The sequence below is a fragment of the Nitratireductor sp. GCM10026969 genome, from assembly GCF_042660605.1.
Taxonomy (GTDB): domain Bacteria; phylum Pseudomonadota; class Alphaproteobacteria; order Rhizobiales; family Rhizobiaceae; genus Chelativorans.
In genome coordinates this window covers 93,804-110,678 of the sequence record NZ_JBHSUM010000002.1, presented here as the reverse complement: position 1 = coordinate 110,678, position 16,875 = coordinate 93,804, and the positions used below count along the sequence as shown (strand labels likewise).

Sequence of the window (16,875 nt, the reverse complement as noted above, 5' to 3'; positions counted from 1 at the left end):
GGCCGCCCCGAGGCAAAGCAGGTCCGCGCCGCCGGCCACCGCTTCCATGCCGAAGGCGATCGTGGCGGCACAGGCGCGTTCGTCGAGGGCCGCCGTTTCGGTAACGTCGCCGACGGGAAGATCGAGCGCTAGGTCGAAGACGTTAAGGCCGAGATCGTTTGCTGCGCACAGCTGGCTGACCGGAGCAGCTCCCGCGGCGATCTCTTCCACCCGGGCCTGCGCTTCCCTCACCGGATCCGCGCTCCCCAAATGACGGGAGACGGTGTGGGTGGCGGCGAACAATGCCACGACCGGCCTCAGCACTCGCGGCGGTGTACGGCCCGTGACGGCGGCAAACCAGGCCGCCAGGTCTTCCATCCGGCCAAGATGCAGACCGGCCATGGTCTCGTGCACCCGTGACGCGGCGGCCCCGTTCAGGGCGGGCAGGCCGCGGGCGAGCGCGCGGATGTCATCGAAAGGCAAGCCGGTGGTCGTCATCGCATCCGTCTCGTTGTGATGCCGGTGGCATATCGTCCGGTGTGCCGTATGGCAACGCCGTGTTGGGATGCGGGGTTGCGCCGGCTGTTCTTTCGTCCCATCTGGGTCGGCAGGAAGGAATCCATGACCACCGTCGAAACGCCCTGCATTCTCGTCTGCTCGATCGACGAAAAGACCGGCTACTGCTTCGGCTGTGGGCGCACGCGCGAGGAGATCGCCGCGTGGATGACGATGGGACCGGATCGCCGGCAAACGGTGATGGCGGTGTTGCCGGACCGCCTGTCGAAGATCGTGCGCAAGCCGCGACGCGAGACCCGCAGACGCAGGCTCAAGCGCGAACGCGAGGACTGACCATGCCTGTCTTCTGGATCGCGATGGCCATCCTCGGCGTCGGACTTGCGCTGCTGATCGCCAATCACGACAACGGACGGGTCTTCGGGCTGGAAAACAACGCCTTTGCGGCCACGCTCTATCTCGGGCTCTGGGGCGCCGTTCTCATCCTCGGCATCGCAGGCCGCTACCATCGCCGCGGCACGATGCTGCGCGATCTCGCCTTCTGGGCGCTGCTTTTCCTTGTCTTAAGCGTCGCGTACGCCTACAGGCTGGATCTCGCCGCGTTCTTCGGTCTGTGAGGCGCGCACGTCCTCTCCCGCTTCCTCCGGCAGGAGGAGATTGAGCGCGATCGCCAGGAAGGCGGACGGCAGGAGGCCGGATGTCAGCAGGATCTGCGCCGTCTCGGGCAGATGCTGCAGCGCGTCCGGCTCGAGTTGCAGGCCAAGGCCCACCGAGAGGGACACGGCGAAGATCACCATGTTTCTCCGGTTCCATTCAACCGCCGAAAGGATCTTCACGCCGGCCGCGGCCACCATGCCGAACATGATGATCACACCGCCGCCGAGCACGGCGATGGGCACGGTCGCGATGACGGCGCCCACCTTCGGGATCAGGCCGCACAAAATCAGAAAGAGCGCGCCGCAGGTCACGACATGGCGGCTCATGACACCCGTCATGGAAACGAGACCGACATTCTGGCTGAAGGAGGTGTTCGGCAGACTGCCGAACACACCGCCGACGGCCGTTGCCAGGCCATCGGCATAGGTGGCGCCGGAGATCTCCCGGTCGGTCGCCTCGCGCCCGGCCCCACCCTTGGTGATCCCGGAGACGTCGCCGACCGTCTCGATCGCCGAGATGATGCTCATGAAGCACATGCCGATGACGATGGGCATGGAGAACTCGAAACCCCATTTGAAAGGCGACGGCAGTGCCAGCCAGCCGGCATCGGAGACATTGCCGAAATCGACCATGCCCATGACGAGAGCCACACAGTAACCGACGACGAGCCCCAGGAGGACGGCCGCGATCGACCACAGGCCCCGGGCAAAGAACTTCAGCAGCAGCGTCACCAGCACCACGACAATTGCCACGCTCCAGTACCGGAGTGCGCCATACTCCTCCGTGCCGATCAGCGGCACGCCGCCGGCGGAGTACTGTATGCCAACCCGGACAAGGGCGAGCCCGATCATCAGGACGATAAGGCCCGTCACCAGCGGGGGAAGGGCAAACCGCATCCTTTTCACGATGCTGCCCAGCGAGAAGTGGAAGAGCCCGCCGATGAAGACACCCCCCATGAGGGCGGCCATGGCGGATACGCCCTGCCCCGCGACTGCTGGGATCATCACGGGAAGGAAGGCGAAGCTCGTTCCCAGGACGATCGGCAGCCGGCCACCCACCGGTCCCATACCGATGGTCTGGAACAGGGTCCCGATGCCGGCGAACAGAATCGCCATCTGGATCATGTAGACGAGGTTTTCGAAATCCGGGGATTGTGAACCGAAGCCGAAACCGGCAGCGCCCGCTATGATGATCGCCGGCGTCACATTGGAAACGAACATCGCCAGCACATGCTGTATCCCCAGCGGCACCGCGGTCGACAGCGGCGGCATATAGTCGGGATTTTTAAGCTGCGCCTCGTCGAGGCGTCCTCCAAGAACGTCGGACCATCTTGCCTGTTTCATGTCTCCTCCCCTCCGAAACCGGAATTGCCCGATCATCGGCCATCCGGCGGCGGGGAACTATCGAGAATTTTTTGAAGGACCCACAGATTTCGCCTCCCGCGGGAACCGTCACCGCCGCGTCTCAGGTGAAGGTGGTGCTTGCCTGTGCCGCAAAGCGCTTTGCGTCAAGCCGCTTCGCCCCGCAAATCTTCGGCGACGGCGGAAAAGGCCTCCCGCAAGATCTGCGCCCCCGCATCCGGACGGGTGGCCCTCGTTGAAAGTATCTGGCGGAAACGGCGGGCGCCCGGCTGACCGTGGAAAAGGCCGACCATGTGCCGGGTGACATGGGACAGCCGGCCGCCGGCTTCGATGTGGCGCTCGGCATAATCCGCCATTGCCTCGATAACGGTCGCAGGATCGGGCTTTCCGCCTGCCGCGCCGAACAGGCGGCTGTCGACCCCCGCCAGCATCATGGGCGCATGATAGGCGGCACGCCCGACCATGGCGCCATCGACACGCCCCAGATGGTTAACGGCTTCATCGATCGATTGAATTCCACCGTTTATCCCGATGAACTTATGGGAGTATTTCTTCTTGAGGCGGTATACGCGCGCATAGTCGAGCGGTGGCACTTCACGGTTTTCGCGCGGACTCAGTCCCTGCAGCCAGGCCTTGCGCGCATGCACCCACAGTGCGTCGGCACCGGCTGAGAAGACGCACTCTGCCAGCCGGTCGAGGGCCTCTTCAGTATCCTGATCGTCGACACCGATGCGGCACTTGACGGTCACCGGCACTGCCGCGGCCGCCTTCATCGCCGCCACGCAGTCTCCGACCAGCTCCGGCGCCTTCATCAGGCAAGCGCCGAATGTGCCCGACTGCACGCGGTCGGAAGGACAACCGACATTCAGATTGATCTCGTCATAACCGCACGCCGCCCCGATACGCGCGGCCTCGGCGACCTTTCGAGGCTCATTGCCGCCGATCTGGAGGGCGACAGGATGCTCGATCTCGTCAAATCCCAGCACCCGCTCCCGGTCGCCGTGGATCACCGCATCCGCCACCACCATCTCCGTGTAAAGCAGCGCATGGCGGGTAAGTTGACGGTGGAAGAACCTGCAATGGCGGTTCGTCCAATCCATCATCGGGGCGATGGCGAATATTTTCTCTTTGTTTTTCAATGATTTATGATACATTTCAACAAGATCAGATCATGAACACCGTGCACCAAATTGGACCAAACTGCACGGGTTTGTACCTCGTTTGATCTCTCTGTGCACGGAAATCGCACGGATTGAAAGGACTGCACGGGCCATGGCAACCATCGTTCGCACGAAGGAGGGAAGCTGGCGTGTTCAGGTCCGTCGGAAGGGCAAGTATGCATCACAAACCTTTAGGCTCAAATCGCTCGCCAATGAATGGGCAGTCGAAACTGAGCGTCTGATCGATCTAGGCGGCGAGCCGACTCATCAGCGTATACGCGATCCAAAGACGGTCGGCGACCTCATCGACCTTCATGTTTCTGACTTGCACGAAGTTGGGCGGCCCCTTCGCCGGTCCAAGCAGGCGGTAATGGATGCCCTCAAGCGTGATCTGGGTGCAACCCGGATCAAGCGTCTCGATCGTGCAGCAGTTATCAAATATGGGCAACAACGCGCCAAACAAGGTGCCGGACCTGTGACGCTCGCCGTGGATCTTTCATACCTCCGAATGGTGCTCACGCACGCGGCCGCAATTCACGGCATTTCGGTTGATACGGAAAGCGTCCGCCTCGCCCGCGCCGCCCTCACCCGGCTTGGCCTCGTCGGCCGATCATTCGAGCGAGATCGGCGCCCTACCGAAGACGAGATCGATGCGCTACTCGATTACTTCGACAATAAGACCAACACGATCATTCCGATGGGTCGGATCGTCCGCTTTGCGATCGCCACAGCCATGCGCCAGGAGGAAATCTGCAAGATCGAGTGGAGCGACGTCGATCTCAAGAAGCGCGTGGTGCTTATCCGCGACAGGAAAGATCCGCGCCGCAAGGATGGCAACCATCAAAAGGTACCTCTCCTCAACCTTGCAGGTTTTGATGCATGGCACCTTCTTCTTGAACAAAAGGTACTAACTGGTGGAAAAGGCCTCTGTTTTCCCTATCACCACAAATCGGTGGGCACGGCGTTTCGACGAGGAAGAATGGAGCTCGGCATCGAAGACCTGCGCTTTCACGACCTGCGCCATGAAGCCACAAGCAGGCTATTCGAGGCAGGCCTGTCGATTGAACGCGTCGCGCTCGTAACCGGGCATCGGGATTGGAAAATGCTTCGCCGGTACACCAACCTCAAACCCGAGGATCTACATCAGTTGCAGACGTCCAAGCAGGCCTCCGAGGAGGAGTTCTTCCGAATGCTCGCGGAGGATTAGGTCTGGTTGTGGGGGCACGCAACCACCGATACCGACATTCGCTGGTCGTTGCGGTTTGATGCAAGACGCCCACGGCGGCAATTCCAGACCTTTGCGCCATAGCGTCCAATTCTACGGTGCTTGCCTGGTCGCCTCCAACGTTGAGGCCAGGAGCATCCGGGCGCCTGCGACGCAGTGGCCCGGCTCGACATATTCGGCCTCGTTGTGGCTCAAGCCGTCCCGGCACGGCACGAAGATCATTGCCGACGGCGCCTTGCGATTGATGAAAAGGGCATCGTGAAAGGCGCCTGACAGCATCCGTATCGTCGTTAAGCCGAGATGTTCCGCGGCTCTGTCAAGGCAGGTCAGCAAAGTATCGGAGAAGGAGGCCGGCTCCATTTCAGACAGGCGGCGGATCGAAGATGTGCAGCCTGACGCCACGCGCTCCTCTTCGATCTCCGCTGCAATTATCTCTTCCAGCGCATCGAGCACCGCAGTTTCAGGATGCCGCAGATCGATCGTGAATGTCACCGTCTCCGGAATGGCGTTGACCGATCCCGGCTCGAGGACGAAGCGCCCGACGGTAAAGCGAACACGCTCATCCTTTTGCATCACGGATTTGTACAGCCTGTCGAGGGCGGCCGCAGCGGCGACCATGGGATCGCGGCGAAAGGCGAGCGGCGTGGTGCCGGCATGCGCGGCCTGCCCCGTCAGGACGACCTCGAGCCATCGCGTCCCTTGAATCCCGTGGACGATGCCGATGGGAACGCCCTCCCGTTCAAGGGTCGGCCCCTGCTCGATGTGGAGTTCCAGATAGGCGGAAATTCCAATGCCAAGCGGACGCGCTTCGGTATCCGCAAGCGCATCTAGCGTCAACTTCAGTTCTTCCGTGAGATGCGCTCCATTGCGTGCGCGCACATCGGTCCATTCCGGCGGGATGTGCCCCAGCGCAAACGCCGACGAACCCATTGCACCGGGCGCAAATCGGCTACCTTCCTCGTTGGTCCAGGCGACCACTTCCAGTGGGAGGTCTGTTTCTATTCCAGCATCCTCCAAGCTTTCCATCACCTCGAATGCGGCCAGGACGCCCAGCGCCCCGTCGAACCGGCCGCCCGTCGGCTGGCTGTCCAGATGACTGCCGATCACAAAGGGAGGGAGGCTGCTGAAGCGGCCTTCGCGGCGAACGAACAGGTTGGCCATCGGATCCTGGAACACCCGGAAGCCCCGCGCCCTTGCGAGGCGCGCCAGCAGACCCCGCGCCTGACGATCCTCCTGCGAAAGCGCCTGACGGTTGACTCCGCCGGCTGGCGTCCCCCCGATGCGCGCGAATGCATCAATCCGCTCCAACAGACGATGTTCGTTAATCTCAGCCTGCATGAGGTCAATCGTTCCTCTCATAGGGGACATCGTGAAAGGCGATTTCGAGCCGCTGCACGTCGCCGAAGATCCCACTCAACCGGGATCGTTCCGCTGGACCCAGCGTCTCGCCCGCCGCGTCCAGCTGCGCCCGTAGCCAAAGGGCCTGCGCGGCAAACGTCTCATCCGCGTGCATCTCCACCCATTCCCTGACAAGCGGATCCGATATCGCCGTCACGGCGGCGCGTTTCGACCATGTCCAATACATCCACTCGGCCGCGAACATCGCCGCCACGATGTCCAGAAACCTACCCTTTCGGGCGATGTCGAGCATGCCGATGCGAAATGCTTCCACCTCGGACCGTTCCGGATCATAACGGGACGGATCGATACCGCGCGCGGCGAAGGTCCGTTCGAAATAGGCGATCTGCTGGTTTGCGAGCGCATCCAGAACGCAGATAAGCCAACGCTTCTGCGAGATGGTCTTCGCCTTCGCCGCCGCGTAGGCGAAAATGGAGATGGCCGTATTAACGAAGGCTCCCTCGTAAACGAGATAACGCTCGAAGACCTGCGCATCGAGGCGACCTTGCTCAATATCCCGGACGAACCGATGGTTGACCATCGCCTCGAACACAGCGGCGTTCTCGCGGAGCATCTGCCCGCTGAGCGTTTCGGCAGCCACGCGTCAGGCCTCCAGCGCGGGCTCGGCTGCCGCGCGGAAAGCGCGCACCCGCTCGACATCCACCGGATTCCACCAGACGCCACCCACCTTGAGAGAAGAGGCAACGATAACGCCGCTTGTACGCGCGAGGATCTCGACAATGTTGTCCTTGGTCACACCCGAACCGACCAGCACCGGCAAATCCGTGGCCGAACCGATCTCCTCGATTTCCTCGATGGTGGCCGTATTCCCGGTCCGCTGACCGGTGGCGATGACGGCATCCGCATCGAAAAAGGCAAGATCGCGGGTCAGTTCCGTGATCGAGCGGTCGGCAACGATGGCGTGGCTGCCATGCTTGACGTGGCTGTCGGCGAAGACCTTGACGTGCTCGGCCCGCAGGAGCGAGCGATAGCGCATCGCCTCGGCCGCGCGTCCTTCCATGAACCCTTCATTGGCGACATAGGCGTTGGCCCACTGGTTTACCCGGATGAAACGCGCCCCGCCCGCCATGGCAATCGCGAAGGCCGGGATCGGCGCGTTGGCCAGGACGTTCACTCCCAGCGGCACGCCGAAAGCACGATTGATGCGATCCGTCACCACCGCCATGAAGGCAGCCGTTTCATGGCCGATTTCCTCTGGCTTCGAGAACGGGATGTCGCCATGGTTCTCGATTATCAGGCCATGCATGCCGCCCTCGACCAGCGCCTCCGCATCGCGCATGCAGGCATCGTAAATCACCTCCGTGCCGCCACCGGCATAGCGCGGCGCACCGGGAAAGGCCGGGCAATGGATCATCCCGATCAGAACCTTGCCAGTGCCGAATATGTCTCTTATGGCGTTTGAGGACGTATTCGCTACCTGAGTCATCGTATCACCCCTTCTAAGGCAGGTTATGCAGGCATTCGTGATTGGCAATGTCACCGTCGACGAAACCATCGCCATCGACGACTGGCCCAAGCCGGGCGCCTCGATCCTCGGCGCGCAGACGGCGCGCGACCTGGGCGGCAAGGGCTGCAACCAAGCGATCGTCATGGCGCGCTGCGGCGTGCCGACAACGCTCGTCGCGGCCATCGGAGAAGATTTCCGTGCCGCCACGATCCGCGATGTGCTCGGCCACGAGCCCGTTGCCTGCCATCTGATCCAGATCGACGGCCGTGCGAGCGATTTCTCGACGATCCTCACCACGCCCGACGGCGAGAACGCTATCGTCACCACCACCGACTGCGCCAACCATTTGAGTGCCGCCGAGGCACATGCAGGGCTGAACGAGGCCGCCGCCGGGGATCTTGCGATCTTGCAGGGCAATCTCGGCAAGGGGACCACGACGATCGCACTCCAGACGGCGCGCGAAAAGGGTATGGTGACGGCGTTCAATCCGTCGCCGCTCAGACCCTATTTCGGCCAGTTGTGGCCGTTGATCGACATTGCTTTTGTAAACCAGGGCGAAGCGCGGGCACTTACGGGCGCCGACGAAGCCGAAGCCGCAAGGCGGCTGCTCGCCCAGGGCGTACGCAGCGTTGTGGTAACGCTTGGCGCGAATGGCGCCCTTCTGGTCGATGCCGACGGTGCCGTGCATATTCCCGGCGTGGCCTGCAACGTGATCGACACGACAGGAGCAGGCGATACGTTCATGGCCGTAGCACTTGCCTCGGCCGTCCTGCGCGCAACGGCGCTCGACCGACGCGCGATCAGCGACGCCGGAGCGGCCGCGGCAATCACCGTCGGCCGCCGCGGCACGCATTCGGCGTTTCCCTCCGCCGGAGAGTTGCAGGCCATCCTCGCAGCCGGCTGAGGCCGGGCAACCGGCGCACATCAGCGCCCGGCCGTTTCCGTGAGCCAACCCAGAATATTCTTCCAGAGAATACCGTAGCCCTTCCACTCGCAGAAGGCGGGCGACAGCCAGTGCGGACCAATGTCGGAGGTCCAGACCGCTGTGCGCCCGTCGCCGTAGCGGCCGGTCACGAGCAGCGGATGCCCGCCCTGATCCTCCGGCAACCGCGCGACAAGCTCGATATCGCCACGGTCACGCAGTTCCACTTCGTTGACGCCGAGCAGCACCGGCCACTCGCCCTCCAAGCCCGCAATGGTCGCGTGATCGGAAAGCACGATGTCGGGAACCGTTCCTTCGGGAATTTCCACGCGGTCGTCATAGGGAAGACAGGTCACCGGCAGCACATCCTCGACGGGCGTGCGCCGCCAGCGTGCCTTGCCGTCGATTCCCTGAAACGACAAGTAGCCGCCCACCATCAAGAGGTTGCCGCCCTTTTCGACCCAGCTGCGCAGAAGCTTCAGACGGTTCGGAACTGTGCGCGAGTGAAGCCAGACGGCTGGCGGCAGGAGGAGCGAGTTGGCGCCGATGTCCGATAGGATGATGGCCTCGTAGGCGTCGAGGCTGCTCATCTCGAACGGGAATTTTTCCACCGCCTCATGCGCCGGTATGTAGGTAAGTTCGTACTCGCTGCCGTCCAGCGCCTTCACCAGCGGTTCGGCGCCCAGGTGAAAGGTCACGCTTCCGAACTGATCGAAGCCCTTGAAATGGGTCGCCGAACTGAACCAGCTTTCGCCCACAAGAAGCACTTTTTTCGTCATTGCATTTTCTCTTTTTCAGAAGTGGGCCGGCTTTAACCGGCGTGAAAGACACGCATCGGATTGCCGCGCATCAGCGTTTCCAGCGCCGCCTTGTCGACGCCATGGCGCATGAGCCGCGGCAGGAAATGGCGCAGCACGAAGGCGTAGCCATTGCCGCCGTAGCGGGTAAGCATCATTTTCAGGAACACGTCATGGGACAGCAGGATGCGATCGAGATATCCCGCCTCAATCAGCCGGACGATGGCGCGTGCCACCTCCTCGTCGCTCGGGCACTGCACCTGTTGATCGGCATAGAAGAAATCCATGCCGATCATGTCGTACTCGATGAAGGCGCCGCGCGCCGCCAATTCGCTCTGATAGGCGAAGTCGCCATGTGACGGGTTCATATGGCAAAGCACCGTGTGGCGCAGATCCGCGCCCTCCTCCGCAGCGATATCAAGCACCTTGTGGCCAAGCCGGAACCAACCCGGCAGATGCACCATCAGCGGCAGACCGGTGCGCACTTGCGCCCGTGCGGCACCGCGCAGGGACGTCTCCTCGTCGCAGGTGAAATCGGACGAAACGCCGATCTCGCCGATCAGGCCGATGCGCACGCCGGTTCCGTCGACGCCCTCCAGCGCCTCGCCGACGATCTGGTCTGCGATATCGTCCACCGACATGCCTGCGACCTCCGGCGGATGCGAGGATTGCAGGTAATAACCCGCCCCCATCACGATCTGGAGTCCGGTCGCCGCCGATATCCGTTGCAATGCAAGCGGATCGCGCCCGATGCCGCGGCAGGTGGGATCGACGACCGTGTGTCCGCCCGCCTTCGCGAACCGATGCAGTTCCTCGATCGCCAGCGGCTCATCATCCAGCGCAATATTGTGCCTGTTGACGAATGGGTCCTGGCGCAGTTCCGAGAGTATCCCGATGCTAACCGGTTGGTCGGCCAGATAGCGGCGCTCCGGTTCCTTAGGCTCGTTCCACCAGCACCGGCAGTCATTCAGGATGTGCTCGTGCATCAGCGTGATGCCGAGTCTTTCGACGGGGATGTCACCGGCCACCGTCATTACCTTTCCGGACCCCACATGGGCTTCAGAACGCTCGTCGGTCATAGCCTATTTCCTCCTCGCGAATCCGAAGCGGAAATTGGCCGTGAAAATGCGCGTGTTCAGCCAGATGGCGATCAGGATGATCGCGCCGGTGACGATCTGCGTGAAGAACGGCGAGATGTGCATCAGGATCAGCCCGTTGCCGATCACCGCAATGGTGAGCGTGCCGAGAATGGTCCCGACGATGGTGCCGCGCCCGCCCATCAGCGTCGTGCCGCCAAGAACCACGGCAGCGATCACCTGCAACTCGAAGCCGACAGCCGCGTTGGACGAACCGGAACCCAGGCGCGCGGCAATCAGGAGACCGGCCAAAGCGGATGCGACGCCTGCCACCACATAGACGGAGGCAATCACCCAGCGCGCCGGCATGCCGACACGCCGGGCCGCCTCCATGTTGGATCCCACCGCAACCACCTGGCGCCCATAGCGAGTGGAGGTGATCACCACATAGCCTAGTATGGCAACGGCGATCGCGATAAGAGCCGGCACGGGGATGCCGAACAATTCACCACGCCCGAGGGCGAAGAAGCCCGGCACGCCTTTGATGGGAATCGAATAGCCCTGCGTCAGGTAGAGCGCGATGCCGCGCAGCATTGAAAGTCCCGCAAGCGTGACGATGAAGGCCGGTATACCCTGGTAGGCCACGAACCAGCCCTGGCCGAGACCGATCAGCGCGCCGAAACACAGCATCGCCACGACAACCACGGGCCATGGCAGGCCCGAAGCAAGTGCAATGGCGGCAACGGCGTTCACCAGCGCCACCTGCGAACCGACCGAGAGGTCGATGCCGGCGGTGATGATGACGAAGGTCATGGCTACCGCGACGATGAGGATGGGCGCCGCCTGCCGGATAACGTTCAACAGGTTGCCAAGCGTCATGAAGGTGTCGGTCGTTGCCGCGAAAAACACGATGCAAACTAGGAAGAAGAAAGCGATCGAGAGCACCTGGGCCTGTTCCGACAGGAAGTCGGCCCATTGGGAGCCTTGGCTTCGTTCGGTGTAGGCGGTCATCTTTCGTCCTTTTCGCCGACGATGAGTTTGACGAGATCCTCGAGATCGGTTTCGGCGATCGAGCGTTCCGCCACCTTTGTACCCTCATACATGACGGCAATCCGGTCGCAGACGCGAAACAGATCCTGCAGGCGGTGTGTGATAAGAATGACGGAAACCCCCGTCGCCTTGACGCGGTTGATCAGCGACAGGACCGCCTCGACCTCCGCCACGGCGAGCGCCGAGGTCGGCTCGTCCATGATCAGCACCTTGGGATCGAAGGAAGCGGCGCGGGCAATGGCGATGGCCTGCCGCTGGCCGCCTGAAAGCTGCGCAACCTTGGCGGTCAGGCGGGGGATGCGGATCTCCAGCGCATCGAGCATCTTGCGCGCTTCCGACAGCATCGTCTTGCGGTCGAGAAACGGCCCCCTGGTGACCTCCCGGCCGAGGAACAGATTTCCGGCCACATCGATGTGGTCGCACAGGCTCAGATCCTGGAATACCATTTCGATGTTGCGCCGGCGCGCATCCGCCGGACCGCTGAAGCGCACCGGATCGCCATCGAGATGTATCGTGCCGTCGTCGGGAATATAGGTTCCCGAGATGATTTTCGTGAGCGTTGACTTGCCAGCGGCGTTGTCGCCGACCAGCCCCAGGCATTCTCCCGGATAGATATCCAGATCGACACCACGCAACGCCTGGAGCGATCCGAAGTTCTTGCGGATACTCCTGAGCGCGATACGCGGAACCCGTCCGCTGTCGGCCTTGTCGTTCCGGGCGGGATTGACCCGTCCGGAAAAGACAGAGACAGCGTTTTCCTGCTGTCCGCCAGTCATCACTGGAAGATTGCCCTGTAGGGGTCGACATTCTCCTTGGTAACGATGGTCACCGGCACGGAGATGGTCTCGTCCACCTCGCCACCACCGGAAAGCGTGTTCAGCGCCTCGACTGCCGCGGCGCCCATCGCGGCCGGATCCTGCTGGATCACCGCGGTGACATAGCCCGCGTCGATACCGGCAATCGCCTGGGCGGTCAGATCCCAGCCGAAGATCTTCACGTCTTCCTGCTTGCCCTGGCTTTCAACCGCAGCGATTGCGCCCATCAGCGCCGGCTCGCCCGTTGCATAGATCGCGTTCATGTCGGGATTGCCGGTGATCAGGTTCTCGGCGGCCGAGAGTGCGGTATCCTGGATGTTCTGGCCATCGACGACGCCGGCCTTCTCGATACCGTCGGCAGCATCGACGACCTCCTCGAAGCCTTTCTGGCGAACATTCTGGATGTAGGAGTTGAGCGCACCGACAACGCCGTATTTGGCCTTGCCGTCCATGTTGGCCTTTACGTAGTCGAGGAAATGGGTGGCCATGTCGGCACCCGCCGCGCCGTTATCGACGCCGATCTGCGCCTTCTGCGGACCGTCATCCGGGAGGATCGCGTCGATCGCCACGACCGGAATGCCAGCTTCGGCCGCTTGGTTCACCGCCGGCATGATGCCGTTCACGTCGATTGCCACCACGGCGAGACCGTCCACGCCCTGCTGGATATAGGTCTCGATGGCGCTGTTCTGTTCCGCCGGATCATTGTTGGCGTTGAAGATGACCAGCTTCACGCCGGCCTCGTCCGCCGCCTTCTGCGCGCCCTCGTTCATCTGGTTGAAGAACAGCGCCTGTTGGTTGATCTGCACGAGGGCGAAGGTCTTTTCGTCCTGCGCTTTCGCGAGGCCCATGCCGAGCGGCAGGGTTAGGGCGGCGCCCAGCCCGAGAGAAAGTATGCGCCTTCTGAGGGTGAATTTCGTGCTCATGGTGTTCTCCTCTTTCGGTTTTCCGCTGCAGTTACGGTTTCGTGCACGGGGCAACGGATTCCCGCACGACGATTTCGACCGGAAGCAGTTCTTCTGACGGCACATTGCCTCGCGTCTTCCAGTCGGTCTCGGTGAGCAACGACAAGGCGCGCCGCCCGATAGAGCGGACCGGCTGCCGTATCGCGGTCAAAGGCGGCGCAAACAGATGGAGCGGCCCGACATCGTCGAAACCGATAATCGACACGTCTCCGGGAATGGATACGCCCTGGGCGCGCAGAACCTCGATCAGACCGATCGCAATTTCGTCCGAACTCGCGAATATGGCGGTGGGAACCGCGCCTTCCGCGATGTAGCGCTGCGCCGCCTCACGGCCGAACGCCTCGGTGTAGTCTCCCTCGTAGCGCTGTGGCCGGATCTCGGTTTTGAAATAATTGCTGAGCGAATCCGTGAGTCCCTTGTAGCGCCTGCGCGCGCTGATCATCTGGTCGGGTCCACCGACGAACAACACAGTCCTGTGACCGTTTTCGGCGAGCAGTTCCCCTGCAAGGCGACCACCCTGCTCGTTATCGCAGAAGAGCTTCGGCGCATGCGCATCTGGCACGTCCTCGTCCACGATAACCACATTGCCCGTGCGATTGATCAGGTCTCCCAGACTCCCGTCGTCAGGGTGGTTGGTGATGAAGATCAGGCCATCGACATGGTTGCGCTCGATCAATTCGAGATAGGCCACTTCCCGGCCCTGGCGGTTGAGCGTGGCGTAGAGCGAGAGGGCAAGCTTCCGCTCGTCCGCGGCCTCCTCGACCGCGGCGACGAGCATCGCGAAGAAGGGATTGGCAATGTCCGGGACAACAAGGCCGACCGTGTCGGAACGCCCGCGGCTCAGTCGCCTAGCATGGGGGTTTGGTTGATAATTCAGAGCGCGGATGGCGTCTTCGATCCGCTGCCGGGTTTGTTCCGGCAACTCGAGCGAACCATTCAGCATTCGGGACACAGTTGCAACGGAAACCTCCGCTCGCTGCGCCACATCCTTCAGGCTGGGTTTGCTCAGCTGCACCATAGGCATATCGTTTTGTAAAGCGGTTTAGTAAATCGCTTTACAAGCGTGACCGGACCGAGCCTGCGAGTCAATAGGCAAATGCACACTAACCTTGGACTTGCGGTAAGCCCCAATCAGGCCGCACAATTCCCAGGTCGGAAGGATCATCTGCGCCGTCGGCCTTCCGGCATCGTTTCCTACCCCGTCAATACCCCACGCGCATCAGATCCCTGGCGCCGGCGCGGGCGCCAAATGGTTCCAACTCTACGTCTTCCGCGATCGTGACGTCAGTCAGCGGCTGCTTACAAGGGCCCGAGCGCTCGGCTTCAAGGCGCTGGAAGTCACGGTCGACAACGCCATACCCGGCGGCTGCGCGATGCCCGCAACGGCTTTTCACTCCCCTTCAGATGGACGCCGGCCAAGCTCGCCAGTCTTCTCGCCCATCCCGGCTGGACATCGCCGATGACGCGCGCTGGCGTTCCGAAGCTCGAGGTCATGCACCGGAAGGCGCGGTACGGTCGACGATATCTAGGCCGATTCCCGCGGAAAGCGCGATCTCGGCCATTGTTGCGATTGTCGAACCGCTGATGTTGGGTTTGAAGAGAAGCACGGTCACTCGGTGCTCCTATGTTCACCGGAAGTCGTCCAAAATCCCTCATGCACGTGCGCCGTCTCCTCTTCGAGCAGCGGCCCGACCACCTCGACCTTTCGCTGACCGGCGGCGAAGATATCCCTGCAGGGCAGATCCATCGTCAGGTTTTCCGGGTCCGGCCCGATCAGCGCCTTCAATGCTTTTTCGCTCAACCCGTGCACCACGCGGCCCAACCCCGCCCAATAGGCAGAGCCTGCGCACATGGCGCAGGGTTCGGCGCTCGCATACATGGTGCATCCGGCCAGGAATTCGGGCCCGTATTTCCGCGAAGCCTCGGTCATGAGGTTGCGCTCCGCGTGACCGGTGCGATCACCAAGCGTTCCGCAGGTGTTCATCGCTTCCAGGAGAACGTTGCCCTCCGCATCCGCCAACAGCGCACCGAAGGGATGGTCGCCACGGGCCCGGGATGCCTCGGCGAGTTCGATCGTGCGGCGGAGGAGTGCGAGATCGTCTTCATGGTTCATGGTCATCTCGTATCTTGTAGTGATCGCTGCTGCGTAACTATCAGCTCCGCGCAAAAATTAGGCGAGCCGCGACAATGCATATTTTATAGGCAGAAAGAGATGATCCCTTGCGCTTTTGCATGGGCGCCCATGGTCAGGCTCGCGGCAAAGCCCGGAATCTCCAAGCTTCGGGCAATTGGCACGCCTCCTGCATGAGTAACGAAGAGTAGAAGCGGTCAGGGCAAGGCCCGGGACATTGCTCGGCACAACGGATCTTCTTCAGGAGGCGCCCATGCCGAAGCCCTACTCACGAACATCCTCCCAAGATGGTCGTCAACCCGCCGGTCCTAAAGGACCGGCGGGTTGCGATGTCACTGGCCTATTTAGAGGGAACACGAGAATGATGAGGAAAGTAGCAACGAGCTTGCTGGGCGCGGTGGTGGCGACAGGTTCGGCGCTCGCAACCGCTAAAGCCGCCGACAAGGTGATCTACCAGCTCGACTGGCTGCCCGGCGGCGACAAGGCGCCGATCTATGTCTGCATCGAGAAGAGGTTCTGCGCCGACGCCGGCCTGGAGGTGACGATCGAATCCGGGCGCGGTTCGTCGGAAGCCATTACCAAACTCGCTACCGGCAATTCCGACATCGGCTCGGCGGGGCTGGGAGCGGTCATGGCGGCGAAGGCGACCGAGGACGTGCCCGTGACGGCCGTCATGTCGATCTTCAACAAGGGCCCGCACGCCTTCTACACGCTCGCGGGCAACGGAATGGAGGAGATAGCGGACGTCAAGGGCAAGACCGTCGCCACCTCGCCCTTCACCGAATCCAACGTCTACCTGCCGCTGGTGCTTAAAGATCTTGGCATGTCGGAGAGCGACATCACTCTCACCAAGGCCGATCCAGGCGCACTGGGGCCCATGCTGATGACAGGGGCGAGCGACGTTATCATTGCCTGGCTGACAGACCTCTCGCGCTACCAGGGGCAGGCGAGCCAGGCCGGCAAGGAACTCGTCGTGCTCCCCTGGTCGGCGGCGGGCCTCGACCTTTATTCCGCGTCGCTCGTGGCTTCCGACAAGTTTCTCGAGGGACGGCCCGAGGTCGCAAAGCGCTTCATCGCCGCTTTCAGGAGATCAATCGAGTTCTCGAGGGAAAATCCGGCAGAAGCCGCCGAAGCCGTCGCCGCCATGGTGCCCGAGTTGCAGGTAGAGAATGTGGAGGGCTCGTTCCGGGATGCACTCGTCCTCATCTTCAATGAAGTGACGGAGGAGGACGGGCTGGGCACCTTCGAGCCGGAACGGCTCAAGGCTACATGGGAGCGCGTGGCCCAGGCTCAGGGCTTCGATCCGGCTGCGCTCGATCCCGAGACGGCAGTCGACCGCAGCTTCCTACCGGAGAACTGAT

20 protein-coding genes are annotated in these 16,875 nt (G+C 62.2%); 6 read left to right on the top strand and 14 right to left on the bottom strand.

Features of this window, described 5'->3' with window-relative positions; genetic code table 11:
* Nucleotides 1-477 (bottom strand): nicotinate-nucleotide--dimethylbenzimidazole phosphoribosyltransferase (locus tag ACFP9U_RS01245; RefSeq protein WP_378618411.1); only part of this gene is annotated, 477 nt, incomplete at its 3' end.
* A gap of 123 nt (nt 478-600) precedes the next feature.
* Here ACFP9U_RS01245 and ACFP9U_RS01240 point away from each other — a divergent pair.
* Complete coding sequence (locus tag ACFP9U_RS01240; protein ID WP_378618409.1) at nt 601-828, top strand: DUF1289 domain-containing protein; 228 nt, start codon at nt 601-603, stop codon at nt 826-828.
* Nucleotides 829-830: 2 nt separating this feature from the next.
* Nucleotides 831-1,109: a hypothetical protein gene (locus tag ACFP9U_RS01235; RefSeq protein WP_378618408.1), complete on the top strand. Its 279-nt coding sequence runs from the start codon at nt 831-833 to the stop codon at nt 1,107-1,109.
* Here ACFP9U_RS01235 and ACFP9U_RS01230 read toward each other — a convergent pair.
* Complete coding sequence (locus tag ACFP9U_RS01230; RefSeq protein WP_378618406.1) at nt 1,056-2,492, bottom strand: uracil-xanthine permease family protein; 1,437 nt, start codon at nt 2,490-2,492, stop codon at nt 1,056-1,058. The genes ACFP9U_RS01235 and ACFP9U_RS01230 overlap by 54 nt on opposite strands.
* Before the next feature lie 164 nt (nt 2,493-2,656).
* Entirely contained in the window at nt 2,657-3,664 is a 1,008-nt protein-coding gene (dusA, locus tag ACFP9U_RS01225) for a tRNA dihydrouridine(20/20a) synthase DusA (RefSeq protein WP_378618405.1), read from the bottom strand.
* Between the two features lie 118 nt (nt 3,665-3,782).
* Here dusA and ACFP9U_RS01220 point away from each other — a divergent pair, with 118 nt between their 5' ends.
* The gene (locus ACFP9U_RS01220) at nt 3,783-4,877 is read left to right on the top strand and encodes a site-specific integrase (RefSeq protein ID WP_378618403.1); all 1,095 of its coding nucleotides are present in this window, start codon (nt 3,783-3,785) and stop codon (nt 4,875-4,877) included.
* A 111-nt stretch (nt 4,878-4,988) separates the two neighbouring features.
* On the opposite strand, the gene ACFP9U_RS01215 is transcribed toward ACFP9U_RS01220, so the two are convergent.
* The 3 genes from ACFP9U_RS01215 to ACFP9U_RS01205 are packed head-to-tail and all read right to left on the bottom strand — an operon-like array spanning nt 4,989 to nt 7,740.
* Nucleotides 4,989-6,233, bottom strand: coding sequence for a Zn-dependent hydrolase (locus tag ACFP9U_RS01215; RefSeq protein ID WP_378618402.1), 1,245 nt, complete (start codon nt 6,231-6,233; stop codon nt 4,989-4,991).
* 4 nt (nt 6,234-6,237) lie between these two features.
* Nucleotides 6,238-6,894 carry a TenA family protein gene (locus tag ACFP9U_RS01210; RefSeq protein ID WP_378618400.1) on the bottom strand — a complete coding sequence of 219 codons (657 nt, stop codon included), beginning with the start codon at nt 6,892-6,894 and terminating at the stop codon, nt 6,238-6,240.
* A 3-nt stretch (nt 6,895-6,897) separates the two neighbouring features.
* The gene (locus tag ACFP9U_RS01205) at nt 6,898-7,740 is read right to left on the bottom strand and encodes a BtpA/SgcQ family protein (protein ID WP_378618399.1); all 843 of its coding nucleotides are present in this window, start codon (nt 7,738-7,740) and stop codon (nt 6,898-6,900) included.
* 25 nt (nt 7,741-7,765) lie between these two features.
* On the opposite strand from ACFP9U_RS01205, the gene ACFP9U_RS01200 reads away from it, so the two are divergent.
* The gene (locus tag ACFP9U_RS01200) at nt 7,766-8,665 is read left to right on the top strand and encodes a ribokinase (protein WP_378618397.1); all 900 of its coding nucleotides are present in this window, start codon (nt 7,766-7,768) and stop codon (nt 8,663-8,665) included.
* Nucleotides 8,666-8,685: 20 nt separating this feature from the next.
* Here the strand turns inward: ACFP9U_RS01200 and ACFP9U_RS01195 are convergent, their stop codons facing one another.
* From ACFP9U_RS01195 to ACFP9U_RS01170, 6 genes are read right to left on the bottom strand one after another with little or no spacing between them, the layout of a single operon-like run.
* Nucleotides 8,686-9,462 (bottom strand): glutamine amidotransferase, encoded by a 777-nt coding sequence (locus tag ACFP9U_RS01195; RefSeq protein WP_378618396.1) that lies wholly within the window; start codon nt 9,460-9,462, stop codon nt 8,686-8,688.
* A gap of 32 nt (nt 9,463-9,494) precedes the next feature.
* Complete coding sequence (locus tag ACFP9U_RS01190; RefSeq protein ID WP_378618394.1) at nt 9,495-10,559, bottom strand: phosphotriesterase family protein; 1,065 nt, start codon at nt 10,557-10,559, stop codon at nt 9,495-9,497.
* Nucleotides 10,560-10,562: 3 nt separating this feature from the next.
* The gene (locus ACFP9U_RS01185) at nt 10,563-11,567 is read right to left on the bottom strand and encodes an ABC transporter permease (RefSeq protein ID WP_378618393.1); all 1,005 of its coding nucleotides are present in this window, start codon (nt 11,565-11,567) and stop codon (nt 10,563-10,565) included.
* Entirely contained in the window at nt 11,564-12,385 is an 822-nt protein-coding gene (locus ACFP9U_RS01180) for an ATP-binding cassette domain-containing protein (protein WP_378618391.1), read from the bottom strand. Before ACFP9U_RS01180 ends, ACFP9U_RS01185 begins: the two co-directional genes overlap by 4 nt.
* Entirely contained in the window at nt 12,382-13,344 is a 963-nt protein-coding gene (locus tag ACFP9U_RS01175; RefSeq protein ID WP_378618390.1) for a substrate-binding domain-containing protein, read from the bottom strand. Before ACFP9U_RS01175 ends, ACFP9U_RS01180 begins: the two co-directional genes overlap by 4 nt.
* A gap of 31 nt (nt 13,345-13,375) precedes the next feature.
* Nucleotides 13,376-14,401 (bottom strand): LacI family DNA-binding transcriptional regulator, encoded by a 1,026-nt coding sequence (locus tag ACFP9U_RS01170; protein WP_378618388.1) that lies wholly within the window; start codon nt 14,399-14,401, stop codon nt 13,376-13,378.
* Nucleotides 14,402-14,513: 112 nt separating this feature from the next.
* Here ACFP9U_RS01170 and ACFP9U_RS01165 point away from each other — a divergent pair, with 112 nt between their 5' ends.
* Nucleotides 14,514-14,846, top strand: coding sequence for an alpha-hydroxy-acid oxidizing protein (locus ACFP9U_RS01165; protein WP_378618424.1), 333 nt, complete (start codon nt 14,514-14,516; stop codon nt 14,844-14,846).
* 27 nt (nt 14,847-14,873) lie between these two features.
* Here ACFP9U_RS01165 and ACFP9U_RS01160 read toward each other — a convergent pair whose 3' ends face one another.
* Together ACFP9U_RS01160 and ACFP9U_RS01155 are read right to left on the bottom strand one after the other, a co-directional pair.
* Nucleotides 14,874-14,996 carry a hypothetical protein gene (locus ACFP9U_RS01160; protein WP_378618387.1) on the bottom strand — a complete coding sequence of 41 codons (123 nt, stop codon included), beginning with the start codon at nt 14,994-14,996 and terminating at the stop codon, nt 14,874-14,876.
* Nucleotides 14,993-15,502, bottom strand: coding sequence for a nucleoside deaminase (locus ACFP9U_RS01155; RefSeq protein WP_378618385.1), 510 nt, complete (start codon nt 15,500-15,502; stop codon nt 14,993-14,995). Before ACFP9U_RS01155 ends, ACFP9U_RS01160 begins: the two co-directional genes overlap by 4 nt.
* 376 nt (nt 15,503-15,878) lie before the next feature.
* Here ACFP9U_RS01155 and ACFP9U_RS01150 point away from each other — a divergent pair, with 376 nt between their 5' ends.
* A complete protein-coding gene (locus tag ACFP9U_RS01150) occupies nt 15,879-16,874 on the top strand; it encodes an ABC transporter substrate-binding protein (protein ID WP_378618423.1) in 996 nt (331 codons plus the stop codon).
* The last annotated feature ends 1 nt before the right edge of the window (nt 16,875 follow it).

Coding starts and splice junctions, on each gene's coding strand:
- ACFP9U_RS01185 (WP_378618393.1), bottom strand. CDS start 11,567: ATGACCGCCTACACCGAACGAAGCCAAGGCTCCCAATGGGCCGACTTC.
- ACFP9U_RS01190 (WP_378618394.1), bottom strand. CDS start 10,559: ATGACCGACGAGCGTTCTGAAGCCCATGTGGGGTCCGGAAAGGTAATG.
- ACFP9U_RS01230 (WP_378618406.1), bottom strand. CDS start 2,492: ATGAAACAGGCAAGATGGTCCGACGTTCTTGGAGGACGCCTCGACGAG.
- ACFP9U_RS01170 (WP_378618388.1), bottom strand. CDS start 14,401: ATGGTGCAGCTGAGCAAACCCAGCCTGAAGGATGTGGCGCAGCGAGCG.
- ACFP9U_RS01155 (WP_378618385.1), bottom strand. CDS start 15,502: ATGACCATGAACCATGAAGACGATCTCGCACTCCTCCGCCGCACGATC.
- ACFP9U_RS01205 (WP_378618399.1), bottom strand. CDS start 7,740: ATGACTCAGGTAGCGAATACGTCCTCAAACGCCATAAGAGACATATTC.
- ACFP9U_RS01175 (WP_378618390.1), bottom strand. CDS start 13,344: ATGAGCACGAAATTCACCCTCAGAAGGCGCATACTTTCTCTCGGGCTG.
- ACFP9U_RS01240 (WP_378618409.1), top strand. CDS start 601: ATGACCACCGTCGAAACGCCCTGCATTCTCGTCTGCTCGATCGACGAA.
- ACFP9U_RS01195 (WP_378618396.1), bottom strand. CDS start 9,462: ATGACGAAAAAAGTGCTTCTTGTGGGCGAAAGCTGGTTCAGTTCGGCG.
- ACFP9U_RS01200 (WP_378618397.1), top strand. CDS start 7,766: ATGCAGGCATTCGTGATTGGCAATGTCACCGTCGACGAAACCATCGCC.
- dusA (WP_378618405.1), bottom strand. CDS start 3,664: ATGTATCATAAATCATTGAAAAACAAAGAGAAAATATTCGCCATCGCC.
- ACFP9U_RS01220 (WP_378618403.1), top strand. CDS start 3,783: ATGGCAACCATCGTTCGCACGAAGGAGGGAAGCTGGCGTGTTCAGGTC.
- ACFP9U_RS01150 (WP_378618423.1), top strand. CDS start 15,879: ATGAGGAAAGTAGCAACGAGCTTGCTGGGCGCGGTGGTGGCGACAGGT.
- ACFP9U_RS01235 (WP_378618408.1), top strand. CDS start 831: ATGCCTGTCTTCTGGATCGCGATGGCCATCCTCGGCGTCGGACTTGCG.
- ACFP9U_RS01215 (WP_378618402.1), bottom strand. CDS start 6,233: ATGCAGGCTGAGATTAACGAACATCGTCTGTTGGAGCGGATTGATGCA.